14 protein-coding genes and 1 pseudogene are annotated in these 18993 nt (G+C 65.9%); 5 read left to right on the plus strand and 10 right to left on the minus strand.

Annotated features, from left to right (window positions below; all coding sequences use genetic code 11):
• Positions 1-25: 25 nt before the first annotated feature.
• From ACSFBF_RS33880 to ACSFBF_RS33910, 7 genes and pseudogenes are all read right to left on the minus strand, one after another.
• Positions 26-872, minus strand: a pseudogene (locus tag ACSFBF_RS33880) (phytanoyl-CoA dioxygenase family protein).
• Positions 872-2599 carry a urocanate hydratase gene (gene hutU, locus ACSFBF_RS33885; protein WP_093081786.1) on the minus strand — a complete coding sequence of 576 codons (1728 nt, stop codon included), beginning with the start codon at positions 2597-2599 and terminating at the stop codon, positions 872-874. The pseudogene ACSFBF_RS33880 and the gene hutU overlap by 1 nt, the downstream one beginning before the upstream one ends.
• Before the next feature lie 28 nt (positions 2600-2627).
• Positions 2628-4187 (minus strand): histidine ammonia-lyase, encoded by a 1560-nt coding sequence (hutH, locus tag ACSFBF_RS33890; RefSeq protein ID WP_435474656.1) that lies wholly within the window; start codon positions 4185-4187, stop codon positions 2628-2630.
• 59 nt (positions 4188-4246) lie between these two features.
• Positions 4247-4984: a histidine utilization repressor gene (gene hutC / locus ACSFBF_RS33895; protein WP_435474658.1), complete on the minus strand. Its 738-nt coding sequence runs from the start codon at positions 4982-4984 to the stop codon at positions 4247-4249.
• Between the two features lie 8 nt (positions 4985-4992).
• A complete protein-coding gene (locus ACSFBF_RS33900; RefSeq protein WP_435474660.1) occupies positions 4993-5778 on the minus strand; it encodes an ABC transporter ATP-binding protein in 786 nt (261 codons plus the stop codon).
• A complete protein-coding gene (locus tag ACSFBF_RS33905) occupies positions 5775-6647 on the minus strand; it encodes an ABC transporter permease (RefSeq protein ID WP_435474662.1) in 873 nt (290 codons plus the stop codon). The genes ACSFBF_RS33900 and ACSFBF_RS33905 overlap by 4 nt, the downstream gene beginning before the upstream one ends.
• Positions 6628-7599: an ABC transporter substrate-binding protein gene (locus tag ACSFBF_RS33910; protein WP_435474664.1), complete on the minus strand. Its 972-nt coding sequence runs from the start codon at positions 7597-7599 to the stop codon at positions 6628-6630. The genes ACSFBF_RS33905 and ACSFBF_RS33910 overlap by 20 nt, the downstream gene beginning before the upstream one ends.
• A 290-nt stretch (positions 7600-7889) precedes the next feature.
• On the opposite strand from ACSFBF_RS33910, the gene recQ reads away from it, so the two are divergent.
• Entirely contained in the window at positions 7890-9782 is a 1893-nt protein-coding gene (gene recQ / locus ACSFBF_RS33915; RefSeq protein WP_435474666.1) for a DNA helicase RecQ, read from the plus strand.
• A gap of 12 nt (positions 9783-9794) precedes the next feature.
• Here the strand turns inward: recQ and ACSFBF_RS33920 are convergent, their stop codons facing one another.
• The 3 genes from ACSFBF_RS33920 to ACSFBF_RS33930 all read right to left on the minus strand — a co-directional run bounded on the left by ACSFBF_RS33920 (position 9795) and on the right by ACSFBF_RS33930 (position 15173).
• Entirely contained in the window at positions 9795-10985 is a 1191-nt protein-coding gene (locus tag ACSFBF_RS33920; protein WP_435474668.1) for a nucleoside hydrolase, read from the minus strand.
• 170 nt (positions 10986-11155) lie between these two features.
• Positions 11156-12784, minus strand: coding sequence for a S41 family peptidase (locus tag ACSFBF_RS33925; protein ID WP_435474670.1), 1629 nt, complete (start codon positions 12782-12784; stop codon positions 11156-11158).
• 64 nt (positions 12785-12848) lie between these two features.
• A complete protein-coding gene (locus ACSFBF_RS33930) occupies positions 12849-15173 on the minus strand; it encodes an ATP-binding protein (RefSeq protein WP_435474672.1) in 2325 nt (774 codons plus the stop codon).
• 115 nt (positions 15174-15288) lie between these two features.
• Between ACSFBF_RS33930 and ACSFBF_RS33935 the strand changes: the two genes are divergently transcribed.
• The 4 genes from ACSFBF_RS33935 to ACSFBF_RS33950 form a co-directional block, all read left to right on the plus strand.
• On the plus strand, positions 15289-16488 hold the full coding sequence (locus ACSFBF_RS33935) for a threonine ammonia-lyase (RefSeq protein ID WP_435474674.1): 1200 nt from the start codon (positions 15289-15291) through the stop codon (positions 16486-16488).
• A 119-nt stretch (positions 16489-16607) separates the two neighbouring features.
• Entirely contained in the window at positions 16608-16760 is a 153-nt protein-coding gene (locus ACSFBF_RS33940; protein WP_435462275.1) for a hypothetical protein, read from the plus strand.
• A 153-nt stretch (positions 16761-16913) separates the two neighbouring features.
• A complete protein-coding gene (locus ACSFBF_RS33945; RefSeq protein ID WP_435474677.1) occupies positions 16914-18779 on the plus strand; it encodes a phosphoenolpyruvate carboxykinase (GTP) in 1866 nt (621 codons plus the stop codon).
• A 32-nt stretch (positions 18780-18811) separates the two neighbouring features.
• On the plus strand, positions 18812-18993 hold a 182-nt coding region (locus tag ACSFBF_RS33950), incomplete at its 3' end, for a hypothetical protein (RefSeq protein ID WP_435474679.1).

Raw genomic sequence — 18993 nt, forward strand, 5'->3', positions numbered from 1 at the left:
TCGTCTTAACCCTGAGGCCGCTTCTTCAGCCCACCAGCAGCGGAAAGCGCGCGTCATCCATGGGCGCGCCCGCCGGCAGCGTGTCGGCCAGCCCGGGGAAGTCGGGCGAGGTCTTCCAGCTGCGCGGCGCATGGCGGATGTCGTCGCCCATGAAGCGCACCGAGAACACGCGGCGCCGGTTCTGCCCCTCGACGCCAGCGGCCGCATGCAGCGTGAGCATGTGGAAGCAGACGAAATCGCCCGGCTCGATGTTCCAGCCCACGATGGGAAAGCGCTCTCGCGCGCCCTCGATGTCGGGCAGGTCTTGCAGGCTGCCTTCGGGGAACCACTTGGCGTGGTTGTCCATGAAGGTGCGCGGCATGAGCCACGCCCCCCTTGTGGGAGCCGGCCACAAATTCGAGCGTGGCGGCGCGCGACACCGGATCGACCGGAATCCACATGCTGACGTTCTGCTCGCCCTCGATGTTGTAGTAGGGCTGGTCCTGGTGCCACGGCGTGCGCTGTCGCGTGCCGGGCTCCTTCACGAGCAGGTGGTCGTGATACAGCCGCACGGTCTGCGAGCCCATGAGCCGCTTCGCGAGTTGCGCGAGCGGCGCCTCGAAGATGAAGCGGCGGAACTCGTCGATCTCCTGCCAGTTGCAGAAGTCCTCGAAGAAGCGGCCCGGGTCGTCGGGCCGGCTCGCCACCTTGGCGCGCGGGCTGGGGGCTGCGAGGTTGGCCTCGATGCCGCCCTTCAGCAAGGTCAGCTCATCGACTGTGAGCAGTTGGCGAATGCAGACCGCGCCATCGCGCTGGAACTGCGCGACGAGCGCGTCGTCCACGCGCTCCTGCACGCGGCGCTGCAGCTCCCGGGCGTCAGGAACCTGCGCCATCACTTCACCATCGGCAGCTTCAGGCCCTGCTTCTTCGCGGTGGCAACGGCAATGTCGTAGCCCGCGTCGGCATGGCGCATCACGCCCGTGGCCGGATCGTTGAAGAGCACGCGTTCGATGCGCTTGGCCGCGGCGTCGGTGCCGTCGCACACGATCACCACGCCCGAATGCTGCGAGTAGCCCATGCCCACGCCGCCGCCGTGGTGCAGGCTGACCCAGGTGGCGCCGCCCGCGGTGTTGAGCAGTGCGTTGAGCAGCGGCCAGTCGCTCACCGCATCGGTGCCGTCCTTCATGGCTTCGGTCTCGCGGTTGGGGCTGGCGACCGAGCCGGTGTCGAGGTGGTCGCGGCCGATGACGATGGGCGCCTTCAGCTCGCCGTTCTTCACCATCTCGTTGAAGGCCAGGCCCGCGATGTGGCGCTCGCCCAGGCCCAGCCAGCAGATGCGCGCCGGCAGGCCCTGGAAGGCGATGCGCTCGCGCGCCATGTCGAGCCAACGGTGCGTGTGCTTGTTCTCGGGGAACAGCTCCTTGATCTTGGCGTCGGTCTTGTAGATGTCTTCCGGGTCACCCGAGAGCGCCACCCAGCGGAACGGGCCCTTGCCTTCGCAGAACAATGGGCGGATGTAGGCCGGCACGAAGCCGGGGAAGTCGAAGGCGTTCTTCACGCCTTCGTCGAACGCCACCTGGCGGATGTTGTTGCCGTAGTCGACCGTGGGAATGCCCATGGCCTGGAAGTCGAGCATGGCCTGCACGTGCACGGCGCACGACTTGGCGGCGGCCTTTTTCAGCGCATCGTGCTGCGACACGTCCTTCATCGCGGCCTGCCATTGCGGCACGCTCCAGCCCGAAGGCAGGTAGCCGTTGATAAGGTCGTGCGCGGAGGTCTGGTCGGTCACGAGGTCGGGCTTCAGGCCACCAGCCTTCGCGCGCTTCACCAGCTCGGGGAGGATGTCCGCCGCATTGCCGAGCAGCGCGATCGACACGGCCTCCTTCGCGTCGCAATGCTGCTTGATGAGCTCGAAGGCGTGGTCGATGTCGCGCGCCTGCTTGTCGACATAGCGCGTGCGCAGGCGGAAGTCGATGCTCGACTGCTGGCACTCGATATTGAGCGACACCGCACCGGCCAGCGTGGCCGCCAGCGGCTGCGCGCCACCCATGCCGCCGAGGCCGGCCGTGAGGATCCACTTGCCAGCGAGGCTGTTGTTGTAGTGCTGGCGGCCGGCCTCCACGAAGGTTTCGAAGGTGCCCTGCACGATGCCCTGGCTGCCGATGTAGATCCAGCTGCCAGCCGTCATCTGGCCGTACATGAAGAGGCCCTGGCGGTCGAGCTCGTTGAAGTGCTCCCAGTTGGCCCACTTCGGCACGAGGTTGGAGTTGGCGAGCAGCACACGCGGTGCGTTCTCGTGCGTCTTGAACACGCCGACAGGCTTGCCCGATTGAATGAGCAGCGTCTCGTCGTCGTTCAGCTCTTTCAGCGACGCGAGGATCTGGTCGTAACAGGCCCAGTTGCGCGCGGCACGGCCGATGCCGCCGTACACCACGAGGTCTTGCGGGCGCTCGGCCACCTCGGCGTCGAGGTTGTTCTGCAGCATGCGAAACGGCGCTTCGGTGAGCCAGCTCTTGCAGTTGAGCTCGCTGCCGCGCGGGGCGCGGATCACGCGGGTCGGGTCATGGCGCGGGTCGGCGGCATCGGGGTTGTTCAGGGCGAATTTCTCGGGAGCGTTCATGGCGTGGTTCTCCTAATCGGGATGTGTTTTACGAGTGACTGGGCAGGATGTCGAGCAGCGCGGCCGGCAGCTCGGCCTTCAGCGCCCACTGGCGCATGGCTTCGATGTCGGGGGCGAGGTAGCGGTCGCGTTCGAGGAAGGCGACCTTCTGGCGGATGCTGGCGAATTCGGCTTCGACCAGCGGCGAGCTCTTGAGCTTTCTCTTGAGCTCGATGCCTTGCGCGGCAGCCATGGCTTCGATGCCGACGACCACGGCCGTGTTGTTGACCATGTCGGCCAGGCGACGGCCCGCGAAGGTGGCCATCGAGACGTGGTCTTCCTGGTTGGCCGAGGTGGGCAGGCTGTCGACGCTGGCGGGATGCGCGAGCGACTTGTTCTCCGAGGCGAGTGCAGCGGCAGTGACCTGCGCAATCATGAAGCCCGAGTTGAGGCCGCCGTCGCGCACCAGAAACGGCGGCAGGCCCGAGAGGCCGGTGTCGAGCAGCAGCGCGATGCGGCGCTCGGCGATGGCGCCGACTTCACTGATGGCCAGCGCAATGATGTCGGCCGCGAAGGCGACGGGCTCGGCGTGGAAGTTGCCGCCCGAGATCACTTCGCCGGTGTCGACGAACACCAGCGGGTTGTCCGATGCGGCATTGGCTTCGATGACCAGCACGCGCGCGGCGTGCGCGAGGTTGTCGAGGCAGGCGCCCATGACCTGCGGGATGCAGCGCACCGAGTACGGGTCTTGCACGCGGCCGCAGTCGGCGTGCGAGGGAACGATCTCGCTGCCTTCGAGCAGCGTGCGCACCGCGCCCGCCACGGCAATCTGGCCCAGTTGGCCGCGCGCGGCGTGGATGCGCGCGTCGAAAGGCTTGATCGAGCCCTGAATGGCTTCGAGCGACAGCGCACCCGACATCAGCGAAGAGGCGAACACGTCTTCCGCGCCGAACAGGCCGAAGAGCGCGAGCGCGGTCGACACCTGCGTGCCGTTAAGCAGCGCCAGGCCTTCCTTGGGGCCGAGCACGAAGGGTTCGAGGCCGATGCTGCGCATGGCTTCCGCACCGCCGACCACCTTGCCATCGGCCAAAGTCGCCTGGCCTTCGCCGATCAGCACGCAGGCCATGTGCGCGAGCGGCGCGAGGTCGCCGGAAGCGCCGACCGAGCCCTTGCACGGGATGCTCGGCGCGACGCCCGCGTTGAACAGGGCCAGCAGCGCATCGACCAGCGCGGGCCGCACGCCCGAATGGCCGCGCGCCAGGCTCACCGCCTTGGTCGCGAGGATCATGCGCACGACGGGCGCGGCCAGCGGCTCGCCCGTGCCCACGCTGTGCGAGAGCACGAGATTGCGCTGCAGCTCGGCCAGGTGGTCGTTGCCGATGCGCGTGCTGGCGAGCTTGCCGAAGCCGGTGTTGATGCCGTAGACGACCTGGTCGTTCTCGACGATGTGGCGCACGGCGGCTTCGGCGCGAAGCATGCCCTCGCGCACCGACGCATCGAGCGCAAGCTGCACGCCGCCGGCCTGGATGCGTCGCAGCATCGCTAGATCGACCTTGCCGGGCGTAAGGGTCAAAGTGGCATCTGAAGTGGCGGTGTGATTGCTTGGCATGTGAACCTGTCTATACAAGTGGTTGCGAGAGAAAACGTAGGTCTCTGAGGACGAAAAAATCAGCCGAAGCTCGGGTTGCCGTCGGCTCGGAAGCGACTGCCCAGGCTGTAGCGCGAGGCGGGATGCAGGCAGCGCACCCAGGTCACGGGCGTGTTGCGTATCCACGTGCGGCGCGTCAGCAGCAGGCAGGGGTCGGTGGGTGCCATCGCGAGCCTCTGCGCCTGTTCCAGGTTGGGCAGCACAGCATCGACGACGTGTTCGATCTGGTCGAAGGGCACGTTGCGCACCAGGTATTCGCTGGGCGGCATGGCGGTGAAGTCCTGCTCGAGGTAGTCGGGCACGACCTGCGGATTGACGTAGCGCTCTTCGAGCTGCACCGGCGTTTCGTTCTCCAGGTGCAGGCAGGCGCTGTGGAACACCGAGTCGCCCGCACGCAGGTCGAGCCACGCGGCCACGTCGGGCGAGGCGGCGATGCGTTCGACCTCGATCATTTCGCAGCGATAGTCGTGCCCGCGCTGGCGGATTTCGCTGGCGATGTTGGCGATCTGCAGCAGGGTGGACTGCGGCTTGTTCTCGGCCACGAAACTGCCGACGCCGGCCACGCGCACGATGCGCCCCTGCTCCACCAGCTCGCGCAGCGCGCGGTTCACCGTCATGCGCGCCATGCCGAACTGGGCGACCAGCTCGTGCTCCGAAGGCAGGCGGTGGCCGGGCGGCCACGTGCCGTCCTGGATCTTGCGGGAGATGTGATCCTTGACTTGCGCGTAGAGCGCGAGGGTCGGCAGGTCGCGTTTCATCGTTTCGGTCAATGCTCCGCCGCTGCCATCGACTCGGCGCGAATTTCTTCCGTCAGGCGCGCCTTGATGTCCATGAACTCCGGCGAGGTCTTGATGGTGTAGCTGCGCGGATGCGGAAAGTCGACCGCGATCTCGGTCTTGATGCGCCCCGGCCGTGCGCTGAACACCGCCACGCGGTTGGCCATGAAGATCGCCTCGTCAATGTCGTGCGTGACGAACAGCACCGTCTTCTGCGCCGACTCCCAGATGCCGAGCAGCAGCTCCTGCATCAGCACGCGGGTCTGGTTGTCGAGCGCGCCGAAGGGCTCGTCGAGCAGCAGCATCTTGGGGTCGTTGGCCAGCGCGCGCGCAATGGCCGTGCGCTGCTGCATGCCGCCCGAGAGCTGCTTCGGAAAGTGATGCTCGAAGCCGCGCAGGCCGACCTTGGCGATGAAGAACTCGCTGCGCTCCTTCTGGTCGGCCTCACTCATGCCGCGCTCGCGCAAGCCGAAGCGGATGTTCTGCGCCACCGTGAGCCACGGAAAGAGCGTGTAGCTCTGGAACACCACGCCGCGGTCGGCGCCCGGGCCCTCGATGCGCTCGCCGTCGAGCAGCACCTGGCCGGTGGTCGGGAAGTCGAGCCCCGCCACGATGCGCAGCAGCGTCGACTTGCCGCAGCCCGAGGGGCCGAGGATGGTGACGAAGTCGTTCTCCTTCACCTCGAAGTCGATCGGCTGCAGCGCCTGTGTGCGCTGGCCCTTGGTGCCGGTGAAGACGCGCGAGACGCCCTGGATGGAAAGTTGGTTCTGGCTCACAGCGTGCTCCACGCGAACAGACGGCGGTTCAATGCCTTGAAGGCGAAGTCGGACAGCAGGCCGATGACACCGATCACGATGATCCCGAAGATGATCTGGCCGGTGTTCAGGAGCGCCTGGCTGTCGGTGATCATGTGGCCGATGCCCGAAGAAGAGCCGATCAGCTCCGCCACGATCACGTAGGTCCAGGCCCAGCCCAGCACGAGGCGCAGCGTTTCGGCGATGCCCGGCGCGGCGCCCGGAATGAGCACGCGCGCCACGATGCCGCGGCTGTTGGCGCCCAGCGTGTAGGCGGCTTCGACGAGGTCGCGCCGCGCGCCGCCCACGGTGACGGCCACCATCAGCACGATCTGGAAGAACGAGCCGATGAAGATCACCAGCAGCTTCTGCATCTCGCCCAGGCCCGCCCACAGGATGAGCAGCGGAATGAAGGCCGAGGCCGGCAGGTAGCGGCAGAAGGACACGAAGGGTTCGAAGAAGGCCTCAACGGTCTTCCAGGTGCCCATGGCAATGCCCAGCGGCACCGCGAACACGGCCGCCAGCAGGAAGCCGCCGAACACGCGCCACACGGTCATGCCGATGTCGCCGATGAAGCCGTACTCGGTGAAGAGCAGCCAGCCTTCCTTGACCATGGTCGGCGGGCTCGCGAGGAAGGTCGGCGGCACGAAGCCGCCGAGCGTGGCAATGGCCCACACGAGCACGAAGACGACGAAGAACGCGAGCCCCAGCAGCACACGCGCACGCGTGCCGATGGGTTCGAGCGGCGCGAGCGCGCGGCGGCGCGCGGGCACGACGACCGGCGCCGCAATCGCTGCGGCGGACGGCATCTGCGTCATCTGCGGCATGGCCTTACTTGACGAAGCTTGCATCGAAGGTCACGGAGAAATCTTCAGGCGCCTTGCGGATCACGCCGGCTTCCAGAAGGATGGGCGTGGCCTCCTTCATGAAGCTGGTGAGTTCGCCCGCAAAGAACTTCTGGTTGGCCGCCTTGTCCTGCCAGCGCAGGAAAGCCGACGACTTGGCGAACTGCTCGCCGCTCTGCTTCACCGCCGAGCCCATGAGTTCGTTCGACTTCTCCGGCTCGGCCTTGATCATGTCCAGCGCCTCGAAGTACGACTTGGTGAGCGCGGCGGCGGCCTTGGCGTTGGCTTTGAGCCAGGTGGGGGCGCAGCCGACGGTGTCCATCACCATCGGGTAGTCGAGCGTGGTGGCCAGGATCTTGCCGGCGGCGGGGTTGGCGCGCACGGTTGAGAGGTACGGCTCGTAGGTCATGGCGGCGTCGTTCTGGCCGGCCACGAAGGCCTGGGCCGAGGCTTGCGGCGACAGCGTGGTGGTCTTCACGTCCTTCAGCGTCATGCCGTTCTTGTTGAGCATCCAGGCCAGGCCGAAGTAGGGCGCGGTGCCGGGCGCATCCACGCCGATGGTCTTGCCCTTGAGGTCGGAGAACTTGCTGACGTCGCCGCGCACCGCGAGACCGTCGGCGCCGTAGGACTTGTCCATCTGGAAGATCTGCACGATGGGCACGCCGTTGGCGTTCCAGGCCACGTGCGTCTCGACCGTGGTGGCCGCGCATTGAATGGCGCCGGAGGCCAGCGCCAGGTGGCGGTCCTTCTGCGGGATCATCTTGAGTTCGACGTCGAGCCCGTTCTTCTTGAAGATGCCGGCCTTGTCGGCCAGCGAGAGCGGCGCGAAGCCGGTCCAGCCGGACATGCCGAGCGCGATCTTCGTCATGTCCTGGGCGGCGGCCGTTCCGGCCATGCCCGCTGCACATGCGCCCACTGCAACCAGCGAGGCGAACTTCACAACTACCGTCTTGACCATGGGTACTCCTGGGGTCTGTTCTTAGGAAAAGGCTCGGCGGGTGCACCCGGTGGCCGGGTAACGCACGCCTCGCATTGTTGCCAAGCGCCCCAACTTGTATATACAGGATAACCCGGAAGGTCATTTTTGGTGCACTTCCTTGGGAAATGCACCGATTTGCTGTCTAGACAAGGGAGGCTGCGGGACGGGGATGACCATCGCAAACCTCGTGCCACAGTCATATCCACGGGGCTGGGGGACAATCGACGGCCCGCCCTCTTCGGCTCCTTTCCGACCTCCCACCGCTGCCTGTGTCCTCTCTCGCTCCCCAACCCATCGACGTCTCCGGCAGCAGCGCCCCCTCCGACATCCTCCACGAGGTCTTCGGGTATGCGCAGTTCCGGGGGGCCCAGCAGGACATCGTCGATCACGTGGTGGGTGGCGGCGACGCGCTGGTGCTGATGCCAACGGGCGGCGGCAAGTCGCTGTGCTATCAGATCCCGGCCATCGCGCGACAGCGTGCGGGGCGCGGCGTGGCGATCGTGGTGTCGCCGCTGATCGCGCTGATGCACGACCAGGTGGGCGCGCTGCACGAGGCCGGCGTGAACGCGGCCTTTCTCAATTCGACGCTCGACTGGGAGCAGACGCAGGACGTGGAGCGCCGCATGCTGCGCGGCGAGATCACGCTGCTGTACGCCGCCCCCGAGCGCGTGAACACGCCGCGCTTTCTGTCGCAGCTCGATTCGCTGAAGGAGCGCGGCAAGCTTTCGCTCTTCGCCATCGACGAGGCGCATTGCGTGAGCCAGTGGGGCCACGACTTCCGCCCCGAGTACCGCGCGCTGACGGTGCTGCACGAGCGCTATGCGGGCGTGCCGCGCATCGCACTCACGGCCACGGCCGACGATCTGACGCGGGCCGACATCGTCGAGCGGCTGCAGCTGGAGGACGCGCGCCAGTTCGTCTCCAGCTTCGACCGGCCGAACATCCGCTACACCATCGTCGAGAAGAAAGACGCGACCACGCAGTTGCTGCGCTTCATCGAGCGCGAGCACGAGGGCGATGCGGGCGTGGTCTATTGCCAGTCGCGCAAGCGGGTGGAAGACCTGGCCGTAACGCTGCGCGACGCGGGCATCAACGCTCTGCCGTACCACGCGGGCCTGGACGCAGCGGTGCGCCAGAAGCACCAGGACCGCTTCCTGCGCGAAGAAGGCATCGTGATGGTCGCGACCATCGCCTTCGGCATGGGCATCGACAAGCCCGACGTGCGCTTTGTCGGCCACCTCGACATGCCAAAGAACATCGAGGGCTACTACCAGGAAACCGGCCGCGCCGGCCGCGACGGCGGCCCCGCCGACGCCTGGATGGCCTATGGCCTGCAGGACGTGGTGAACCAGCGGCGCATGATCGACGAGAGCCCCGCCGGCGAAGAGTTCAAGCAGGTGATGCGCGGCAAGCTCGATGCGCTGCTGTCATTGGCCGAGGCGAGCGACTGCCGGCGCGTGCGTCTGCTGGGCTACTTCGGCGAGAAGAGCACGCCCTGCGGCAACTGCGACAACTGCCTGAACCCACCACAGGTGTGGGACGGCACCGATGCCGCGCGCAAGCTGCTGAGCACCATCTACCGCGTGCAGCAGCTCAGCGGCATCAGCTTCGGCGCGGGGCACATCATGGACATCCTGCGCGGCAAGCCGACCGAGAAGGTCAAGCAGTTCGGGCACGAGCGCGTCAGCACCTTCGGCATTGGCGCGGAGTTCAGCGAGGTGGCGCTGCGCGGCGTGCTGCGCCAGCTGATCGCCACCGGCGCGCTGGCTGTGGACGCGGAGGCGTTCAACACGCTGAAGCTCACGGAGGGCTCGCGCGCGGTGCTCAAGGGCGAGGCGAGCGTGACGCTGCGCGAGTCGGTGTCGTCACCGGCCGAGCGCAAGCCCCGGCACGAAAAGGTCGCCAAGGGCGCGCCCTCGCCGGCCGCAGCCAAGCTCGACGACATGGGCAAGAAGCGCTTCGATGCGCTCAAAGCCTGGCGCGCCGAGGTGGCGAAGGAACACAACCTGCCGGCCTACGTGATCTTCCACGACGCCACGCTGGCCGCCATTGCCGAGCGCGCGCCCGCGACGCTCGAAGACCTGCAGGGCATCAGCGGGATCGGCACCAAGAAGCTCGAGGCCTATGGCGCCGAAGTGCTGCGGGTCTGCGAAGCGTTCTAGAGGCTGCGGCGTCTAGTTCGTCGCCGACAGGGTGATCGGCACCGGCCGCGTCAGCAGGTCGACGTACAGCTCGAAGAAGCGCGCGTTGTCGAACTTCTTCACCACCGTCATCTTCTGCAGCGTCGCCCCTGCAGGCTGCGAGGAATAGCCGATGGATTGGCCGTTGTCGGCCGCGCCGGGCTTGGCGATCACGTCGACGTAGCGCTCCACCGTCTGCGTGGCGTAGCTCGGGTCGATGAGGTAGGCCAGCGTGAGGGTGTCCCAGATGTTCTGCGTGTAGTTCGGGTTGGTCTCGAAGCCGTTCTTGCCGTCAAAGCCGTAGCCGTTGAGCTTCTGGAACACGTCGGTCACGGCCGTGGGCTTGGCAGCGTGCGCGATGCGGTCGTAGATGGGCTTGGTGAGAAACACGGTGTCGGTCACGTCCAGCGGCACCACCACCTGCGGAATGGGCAGCCGCACCACGAACTGCGCGGCGTCGGGGTCGAACCACCAGTTGAATTCGGCGGCCTTGGTGGTGTTGCCCGGCACGTCGATGGCGCCGCCCATGTAGATGATCTTCTTGATGAGCGGGACGATCTCGGGGTTCTTCTTCACTGCGAGCGCGATGTTGGTGAGCGGGCCGATGGCCAGGATGGTGATCTCGTTCGGGTTGGCCTTCACGGTGTCGACGATGAAATCGACCGCGCTCTTGGGCTGCACCACCGTGTGCTGCGCGAAGCCGTCGGGCGAGGGCTTGAGGTCGGCATCGGTCTTGGGCTCGGGGCCGCCCCAGGCACCGAGGTAGCCGTCGCCACCTGCGCCAGCGGCCATTTCGGCTTCAACGTCGGCGAAGGTGTGGTTGAGCGCGTAGTTCGCACCCACGTAGATGCCGATGTTGCCGCCCACGCCGAGCCGCTCCACCGACATCAGCGCGTCGGACACGCCCTGCTTGAGCCACTGGTTGCCCGAGACCACGCTGATGCCCATGACCTGCACCTGGCCCGTGGCCTGCAGCTGCGCGGCCATGACGCCAAGCTGGCCGTCGTCGCTCATGGTGTTGTAGTCGCTGTCGATGATGATCTTCTGCGCGCTGGTGGACCCGCCCGATCCGCCGCCACCGAAGCCCGCGCCGAGGCCGATGCCGCCGCCTCCATCGCCACCTCCGCCGCAGCCCGCCAACATCGTGATGACGGCGATGAGCATCGCCCCGATCCATTTGCGCATCTTCTTCTCCTGAAACTAGGAATTTGGTTTTCAGGCTTCGACACCGAATACCACTGAAATACAAACGTTTGCGCAAACCTTTGCGCAAACGTTTGCCGACTCTAAAGGGCGAGCCACGGGTGTGGCAAGCGCCATGGCCTAGGGGTTTTCCGCGGGAACGGGGAGGAGGGTCAGCCCGGGTTGGGCTGGGGGTCGATCAGGCGGTTCTCGCGCAGCGGCGAGCGGCCTGGCATATAGGGTTGCTCCACGTCGGCCTGCTCGGTCTTCTCCAGGCCCGTGGCAGCGGACTTCGCCGACCCGGCCGGGCAAGCGCCTGTGCTGCGCAGCGTGAGCGCGGCGGACAGCCGCGCCTCGTCTTTATTGCCGAGCTGGTGGCCGAAGTCGTCGGCCACGGTGCAGCCGGGGTTGGGCGTGAAGCCGTCGCCGTAGTCGCCGTAGCCCTGCTGGTTGACGCCCTTGAACTGGATCGCGAAGTAGGTGGTGCCGCAGTTGTCCTGCGGATAGAAGCCATAGGGCTTGCCGCAGGTGGTGCCTCCAACGAGGTTGACGGTGACGCCCACGCCGCGCAGGCTGTTGACGACAGACTCGCTCGCCGAGCAGGTGTCGGGGCCCGTCAGCACGGTGACGCGCGAGAGGCCGAGCGTGGGCAGGGCCTGACCGGAGCGGCTGGTGGCGGTGAAGGGCGTCAGCGTTTGCGCGAGCGTCAGGTGGAAGGGATTCTTGTCGTTGAAGGCCAGCAGTTCGAAGGTCTTGCCCGCAGTCACTGAAGGCGACGAGATCATGTAAGCCAGCCGGCTGGCAATGAGGAGCTGGCCGCCGCCGTTGTAGCGCATGTCGAGCACGAGGTCCTGGATGCCGGCACCCTGCTTGAAGGTGTTCACCGCAGAGATGAGCTGCGCCTCGGAGGTGGTGATGTGGTCGTTGAACAGCAGGTAGCCGACGCGGCCGCTGCCGGTGTCGATGACCTGGACGTTCTGCACCGGCATGCTGGTGATCTTTGCGGCCGTCAGCTGCACCGCAGGCTGCGCCGTGCCGCCCACCTCGAAGGTGAAGGTGTGCGATTCGCCGATGGCCTTGGGCGAGAGGGCCGCGTTGATCGCGTTGACGTTGGCGGTGCCGGTGCTGCTGACGACATTGATGCCATCGATCGTGAGGATCTTCGCGCCGCGCTGCAGGCCCGCCGTGGTGGCGGGCGAATTCGGCTCCACGAAGGCGATGCGGATGTCGCGCGGCGGCGAGCTGCGCACCGACGCCGTTTCCATGCCGTAGCCTGCCGACACACCGCCCTGCGACAGCTGGCGGTACACCTCGGTGTCGTAGGTGAAGTGAAAGCGGTCCTTGGCGCGGCCCGAGTTCGTGGTGGCCGACGTCTTGAGCACGTTGAACCAGGTGATCGGCGTGGCGTAGTCGGCGGCCTTGAGGGTGGTCGGCACCTCACCGTACCAGAGGTAGGTTTCGTCGATCCAGCCGCGCACCCAGCTTTTCTCGTTGTCGAGCGTGCCGCTGCTGTCGGGGTAGGCCGTGCCGGTGTCGGGGTTGATGCCGCTGCGCGGTGCGGCGCACAGGCCGGCGACCGTAGCCGAGGCGACGATGCCGCTGCCGCCGTCACCGCCGCTTGCGGGCGGCGGTGTCGTGGTGCCAGGCAGCAGGCCGATCGGCAAACCACCGCCGCCACCTCCACCACCGCCCCCACCACAACCCGCCAGCAGGCAGGCCACGGAGAGCGCGGCGCTTGCTGCCGCAGTCCATGTGCCGGGACGCGGCAGCTGCCGCACGTGGTCGAACTTGCGAGAGCCCATGTGTTCCTCCTCGTTCTTCTTCACAGCACCGTCTTCTTCGTCCGGCTGCTGCCATTGAAACCGGCTACTGCAGGAAGCCCATGCCGCGCGATTCGCGCACTTCAGGCTTGATGCGGTGCTCGGCTTCGAGCTGGTCGAGAAACTCGGTCGCGGAAAACTCCGCCGCGAGGATATCGACCTGTCGTTTCACCGCCGCGAAATCCCCGGGGCACAGCTGTGTCAGTGGTGCCAGCCGCGAGCGCATGGCGCTCGTCATGAGCGCGGCGTCGCCCGCGAGCGCCTCGGTGATGAACATGCGCTCGCGCTGCGCGGCCGTGAGCGGCATGAACTTGATCTTGAAGGTGAAACGCCGCAGAGCGGCTTGGTCGAGCCGGTCGAGCAGGTTGGTGGTGCAGATGAAGACGCCGTTGAAGCGCTCCATGCCCTGCAGCATCTCGTTGACCTCGGTGACCTCGTAGGTGCGCTGCGCGCCGCGCCGGTCCTGCAGAAAGCTGTCGGCCTCGTCGAGCAGCAGCACGGCTTTTTCGTTCTCGGCCTCGCGGAACATGGCGGCCATGTTTTGCTCGGTTTCGCCGACGTACTTGCTCATCAGGTCGCTGGCTTGCTTGACGATGAGCGGGCGGCCCACGGCCTTGGCGATGTGTTCGGCCAGCGCTGTCTTGCCGGTGCCGGGCGCGCCGTAGAAGCACAGCGTGCCGTGGCCGCGCGCTTTCAGTGCCTCGACGATGCGCGGGATTTCGAAGCGGGTCTCGACGTTGAGCATGTCGAGGTCATAGGTGGTGACGCTGCGGCGCTCGCCACGACCGATGTCGAGCGTGCCGAGTGCCAGGTCGGCATTGCGCAGTTGGCGCTCTATGAGCGCTTCCATCGATGCGTCGTCGGTTCGTGCGAGCCCTGCAAAGCGCACCGCCGTGCGGATCTGCGCGGGCGTGAGGCCCTTGCGCTCGGCCAGCTTGGCAGTGAAGGCCTCGGACACGACCACGCCTTCGAGCGTCTTCTTCACGAGCTGCTCGCGCGCACCGGGCGGCGGCGACTTGAGTTCGAGGTGATAGGCGAAGCGGCGACGGAAGGCCGGGTCTATCTGCTCGATACGGTTGGTGACCCACAGCGTGGGCACGGGGTTGGCTTCGAGGATCTGGTTGACCCAGGCCTTGCCGCTGACGCTGCCGCTGGTGGGCGCCGGAATCTGCTCGGCGCGCGCCATGAACTGCGCAGCCTCGGTGCTGATGGGCGGGAAGACGTCTTCGACTTCGTCGAACAAGAGTGCGGCCTGCGCGCTGCCCTTGAGGAACACCTGCGCGATCTGCAGAGAGCGGTAGCGGTCGCGGCCGCTCAGCGAGTTGCCGTCGCGGTCGGCGTACTCGACTTCGAAGAGTTCAAGTCCGGCGGCCTGCGCAACAACCTTGGCCAGCTCGGTCTTGCCGGTGCCGGGTGGGCCGTAGAGCAGCACGTTGACGCCGGGCTCCTTGCGCGCGACTGCGGCGCGCAGCAGCGTGACGAGCATCTGCGCGTCTTCCTGCACGAAGGAGAAGTCGTGCGGCGTGAGTGCGCTCTTGGCCGAAGGCCGCGTGAACACGGCCATCAGTTCGTTGTGGTCGCGGTACTCGCGCATGAGCACCGGCGGCAGCTTCTCGCTGACCTTCATGAGGTCGGCAAGGTCGGTGATGTTGTGCTCGGAGATGAGGTTCTCGACGAGCCCGATGCGTTCGAGCCGCGAGCCCGCGCGCAACGCCTCGCCCACTTCGCTCGCGTTCACGCCCGCGATGTCGGCGATGGCGGCATAGGCCTCGGGTGCGTTGTTGACCTTGAACTCGACCAGCAGCGAGCGCAGGTCGCGCTGGTAGCGCGCGAGCGTGCCGTAGAGCAGCAGTGCGCGCTCGGCCTTGTTGAGCTGCAGCAGGCCTGCGAGTGCATCGATGTTCTTCTCTACCAGCGTCGACTGCTTGCGCAGCGCATGCGTGAGCCAGTCGCGCGTGACGGCCAGCACCGAGAGCAGGTCCTTCGGCTGGTCCTTGGCGTATTCGTCGAGGTAGAAGAAGAGCGTGCCCTCTTCATACGGACCGCGCCACACGCCGTGGCGCTCCAGCAGCGTGCGGCCGTCGAAGTCTTCGACGCCCTTCCATGCTTCGTTGCCCGCACAGCGGCGTCCGAGGAATTCGCGCAGCCGCTGCAGCACCGCCGCGGGCCACACCAGGTGCCGCCCCGTGAGCGACAGCAGGCCGTTGATATCGCGCCGCACATTGAAGCGCGGCCCCTGCTTGGCTGCGAGCGTGAGCACGAAGTGCGAGCACATGAGCTCGAGCACCGGCGCCTCCTTGAGGCCGGGCGACGGCAATGCCTGCCCGCGTACTGCAGCAGCCACTACATCGACACCCGCACGCTTGGCCATCAGGCAACCTCCAACGAGGACAATCTCGGAGCGACCATAACGCAGACTTTTAGCTTCGGGAAGACCAGTAAACGGGAAAAACCCTGATGGTGCGATTCCAGCCACAATGCGCGCCATGATCGGAATCCAGGAAATCGAGCGCGCCGCGGCGCGCCTGCAAGGTCAGGTGCTCAACACGCCGTGTGTCGAATCGCGCACTCTGTCGGAAATCGTCGGCGCACAGGTATTCCTGAAATTCGAGAACCTGCAGTTCACATCCTCGTTCAAGGAGCGGGGGGCGTGCAACAAGCTGGTCGATCTTTCTCAGAACGGTACACGTGGAGTGATCGCCATGTCTGCCGGCAACCATGCGCAGGGTGTGGCCTATCACGCGCAGCGCCTCGGATTGCGCGCCCTGATCGTGATGCCGCGCTTCACGCCCGGCGTGAAGATCGAACGCACACGCGGCTTCGGCGCAGAGGTGGTGCTGCACGGCGATACGCTGGAGGCGGCGCGAACCCACGCTTTCGAGCTTGCGCAACGCGAGGGGCTGACTTTCGTGCATCCCTACGACGACGAGGCGATCATCGCGGGCCAGGGCACGGTGGCGCTCGAGATGCTCGACGCCGTACCCGACCTAGACACGCTGGTGGTTGCTGTGGGCGGCGGCGGGCTGATTGCGGGCATGGCGGTCGCCGCGCGCGAGCGCAAGCCGGGCATCGAGATCGTCGGTGTGCAGACCACGCGCTTTCCGGCGATGGTCAACGCCATCAAGGGCACGCACCATGCGCAGGGCAAGAGCACGATCGCCGAAGGCATTGCGGTCGGCACGCCAGGCGTACTGACGCAGGAAATCATTGCGAGCAAGGTCGACGACCTGCTGCTGGTGGATGAAGGCGACATCGAGCAGGGCGTGCTGATGCTGCTCGAAATCGAGAAGACGCTGGTCGAAGGCGCGGGCGCGGCGGGGCTGGCGGCGCTGATCCGGCACCCCGAGCGCTTCAAGGGCAAGCGCGTAGGGCTGGTTCTGTCGGGTGGCAACATCGATCCGCTGCTGCTCGCAGCCATCATCGAGCGCGGCATGGTGCGGGCCGGGCGGCTGGCCCGCGTGCGTGTAAGCGCGCGCGACGTGCCGGGCTCGCTGGCCCAGATCACGGCCACCGTGGCCGAAGCGGGCGCTAACGTCGATGAGGTTCACCACCAGCGCGCCTTCACGATGCTGGCGGCGCAGAACGTCGACGTTGAGCTGGTACTGCAGACGCGCGGGCGGGCCCATCTGGCCAGCGTGCTGGCCGCGCTGAAGGATGCGGGCTTCGAGGCTGAAGAGCAGCATTGAGCCGCAAGATCAACCCCGGCAAGCCCGATTAAGGGGCTCGCATCCCCCTAGACCGGCCCTAGGCTACCCGCCGGTAAAATGCCATCAGTTTGTCAATTGAGCCTTCGAGGAATTTCCCGATGTCCAACCCTACTCCCGTCGAGCCGAGCCACGGCGCCGCTGTCGAAAAAGACGCCGTCGAATCGGTCGTTCACCTGATGCCGCTGGTGCTTCCGCTGGCCGGCGGCGTGCTGATGCTGCTGCTGGCATCGATCGCGGTCTTCATGGCCTGACGCTGACAGACGTTAGCGCCTTTGTCCGCGGGCGGTGCGGCCCGCGCTGACGCAATCTCCCGAAGCGAAACGTTTTCTCAAACGGACCTCCGTGCCTGAGCAGGTACCGCGCCCCGTTCGGAAAGACGATTTTTCAACTTAGGAGATTTTCCGATGAACGCACCCACGATGCAGGGCCTCACCATTCAGGCGCCCTCATACGTCAAGAACGCGAAACTGATTGCCTGGGTGGCCGACATGGCCGCGCTGTGCAAACCCGAAGCCATCCACTGGTGCGACGGGAGCAAGGAAGAATACGACCGCCTCTGCCAGCAACTGGTCGACGCCGGCACCTTCAAGAAGCTCAACCCCGCCAAGCGCCCCAATTCGTTCCTCGCGGTGTCCGACCCGAGCGACGTGGCGCGCGTCGAAGACCGCACCTTCATCTGCTCCACGGAAAAGGAAAACGCCGGCCCCACCAACAACTGGATGGCACCGGCTGAAATGCGGGCGACGCTGCAGCCCCTGTTCGACGGCTGCATGAAGGGCCGCACGATGTACGTCGTGCCGTTCAGCATGGGCCCGCTGGGCTCGCCGATTGCCCACATCGGCATCGAACTTTCCGACTCGCCCTATGTGGCCGTCAACATGCGGATCATGACCCGCATGGGCAAGTCCGTGTACGAGGTGCTGGGTGCCGACGGCGACTTCGTGCCCTGCGTGCACACCGTGGGCGCGCCGCTCGAAGCCGGCCAGAAGGACGTGGTCTGGCCCTGCAACAAGACCAAGTACATCGTTCACTACCCCGAGACGCGCGAGATCTGGAGCTACGGCTCGGGCTACGGCGGCAACGCGCTGCTGGGCAAGAAGTGCTTCGCGCTGCGCATCGCTTCCAATATGGGCCGCGACGAAGGCTGGCTGGCCGAGCACATGCTCATCCTGGGCGTGACGAGTCCCGAAGGCAAGAAGTACCACGTCGCGGCTGCGTTCCCCAGCGCTTGCGGCAAGACCAACTTCTCGATGCTGGTGCCGCCTGCCGGCTTCGAAGGCTGGAAGGTCACGACCATCGGCGATGACATCGCCTGGATCAAGCCCGGCAAGGACGGCCGCCTGTACGCCATCAACCCTGAAGCGGGTTACTTCGGCGTGGCGCCGGGCACCAACATGCTGACCAATCCGAATTGCATGGACAGCCTGCACCACGACGTGATCTTCACGAACGTGGCACTGACCGATGACGGCGACATCTGGTGGGAAGGCATGGAGCAGGACACCAAGACGCTGCCCGAGCACCTGACCGACTGGCAGGGCAATGACTGGACACCGCAGATCGCCAAGGAGACCGGCGCCAAGGCAGCCCACCCGAACTCGCGTTTTACCGTGGCTGCCACGAACAATCCCGCGCTCGACGATGCCTGGGACGACCCGAAAGGCGTGGCGATCGACGCTTTCATCTTCGGTGGTCGCCGTTCGACCACCGTGCCGTTGGTGACCGAAGCCCGCAACTGGGTCGAAGGCGTCTACATGGCTGCGACCATGGGCTCGGAAACCACTGCCGCCGCCGCTGGCCAGCAAGGCGTGGTGCGTCGCGATCCGTTCGCGATGCTGCCATTCATGGGCTACAACATGAGCGACTATTTCCAGCATTGGCTCAATCTCGGCAAGAAGCTGGAAGCCTCAGGCGCCAAGCTGCCGAAGATCTACACGACCAACTGGTTCCGCAAGGGCGCCGACGGCAAGTTTGTCTGGCCAGGCTACGGCGAGAACATGCGCGTGCTGAAGTGGATGATCGATCGCGTCGAAGGCAACAAGACCGAGGGCGTGGAACACATCACCGGTGTGAGCCCGCGCTATGAGGATCTGAACTGGACGGGCCTGAACTTCAGCGCCGAGCAATTCGCCACGGTGACCAGTATTGACAAGGCAGCTTGGCAGGCGGAGTTGAAGCTGCACGCAGAATTGTTCAAGCAACTGGAGCACCATCTGCCGACGGAATTGCCGGAAACCAAGGCTGCTATTGAACAGCGCTTGGCAGCCTAATCACACACTGGCTGCATTAATTAAAAAGCCCGATGGATCGATCCATCGGGCTTTTTTTGTTTCTGTGCATTTGGATATTTGCAGGTGCCAAAAGCATCCCTCAAAAGCAAAAACCCCCAGTCAATGTTGACTGGGGGTTTCTGGGCTGTAAGAGCCTGACGATGACCTACTTTCACACGGGAACCCGCACTATCATCGGCGCTGACGCGTTTCA

Origin of the sequence: Variovorax nivicola (assembly GCF_051216475.1) — a bacterium.
Taxonomy (GTDB): domain Bacteria; phylum Pseudomonadota; class Gammaproteobacteria; order Burkholderiales; family Burkholderiaceae_C; genus Variovorax.

What these genes read in the sequence shown, in the direction of transcription:
- hutU (WP_093081786.1), bottom strand. Translation starts at nt 2,599, where the DNA reads ATGAACGCTCCCGAGAAATTCGCCCTGAACAACCCCGATGCCGCCGAC.
- hutH (WP_435474656.1), bottom strand. Translation starts at nt 4,187, where the DNA reads ATGCCAAGCAATCACACCGCCACTTCAGATGCCACTTTGACCCTTACG.
- hutC (WP_435474658.1), bottom strand. Translation starts at nt 4,984, where the DNA reads ATGAAACGCGACCTGCCGACCCTCGCGCTCTACGCGCAAGTCAAGGAT.
- ACSFBF_RS33905 (WP_435474662.1), bottom strand. Translation starts at nt 6,647, where the DNA reads ATGCAAGCTTCGTCAAGTAAGGCCATGCCGCAGATGACGCAGATGCCG.
- ACSFBF_RS33910 (WP_435474664.1), bottom strand. Translation starts at nt 7,599, where the DNA reads ATGGTCAAGACGGTAGTTGTGAAGTTCGCCTCGCTGGTTGCAGTGGGC.
- ACSFBF_RS33920 (WP_435474668.1), bottom strand. Translation starts at nt 10,985, where the DNA reads ATGCGCAAATGGATCGGGGCGATGCTCATCGCCGTCATCACGATGTTG.
- ACSFBF_RS33925 (WP_435474670.1), bottom strand. Translation starts at nt 12,784, where the DNA reads ATGGGCTCTCGCAAGTTCGACCACGTGCGGCAGCTGCCGCGTCCCGGC.
- ACSFBF_RS33930 (WP_435474672.1), bottom strand. Translation starts at nt 15,173, where the DNA reads ATGGCCAAGCGTGCGGGTGTCGATGTAGTGGCTGCTGCAGTACGCGGG.
- ACSFBF_RS33935 (WP_435474674.1), top strand. Translation starts at nt 15,289, where the DNA reads ATGATCGGAATCCAGGAAATCGAGCGCGCCGCGGCGCGCCTGCAAGGT.
- ACSFBF_RS33940 (WP_435462275.1), top strand. Translation starts at nt 16,608, where the DNA reads ATGTCCAACCCTACTCCCGTCGAGCCGAGCCACGGCGCCGCTGTCGAA.
- ACSFBF_RS33945 (WP_435474677.1), top strand. Translation starts at nt 16,914, where the DNA reads ATGAACGCACCCACGATGCAGGGCCTCACCATTCAGGCGCCCTCATAC.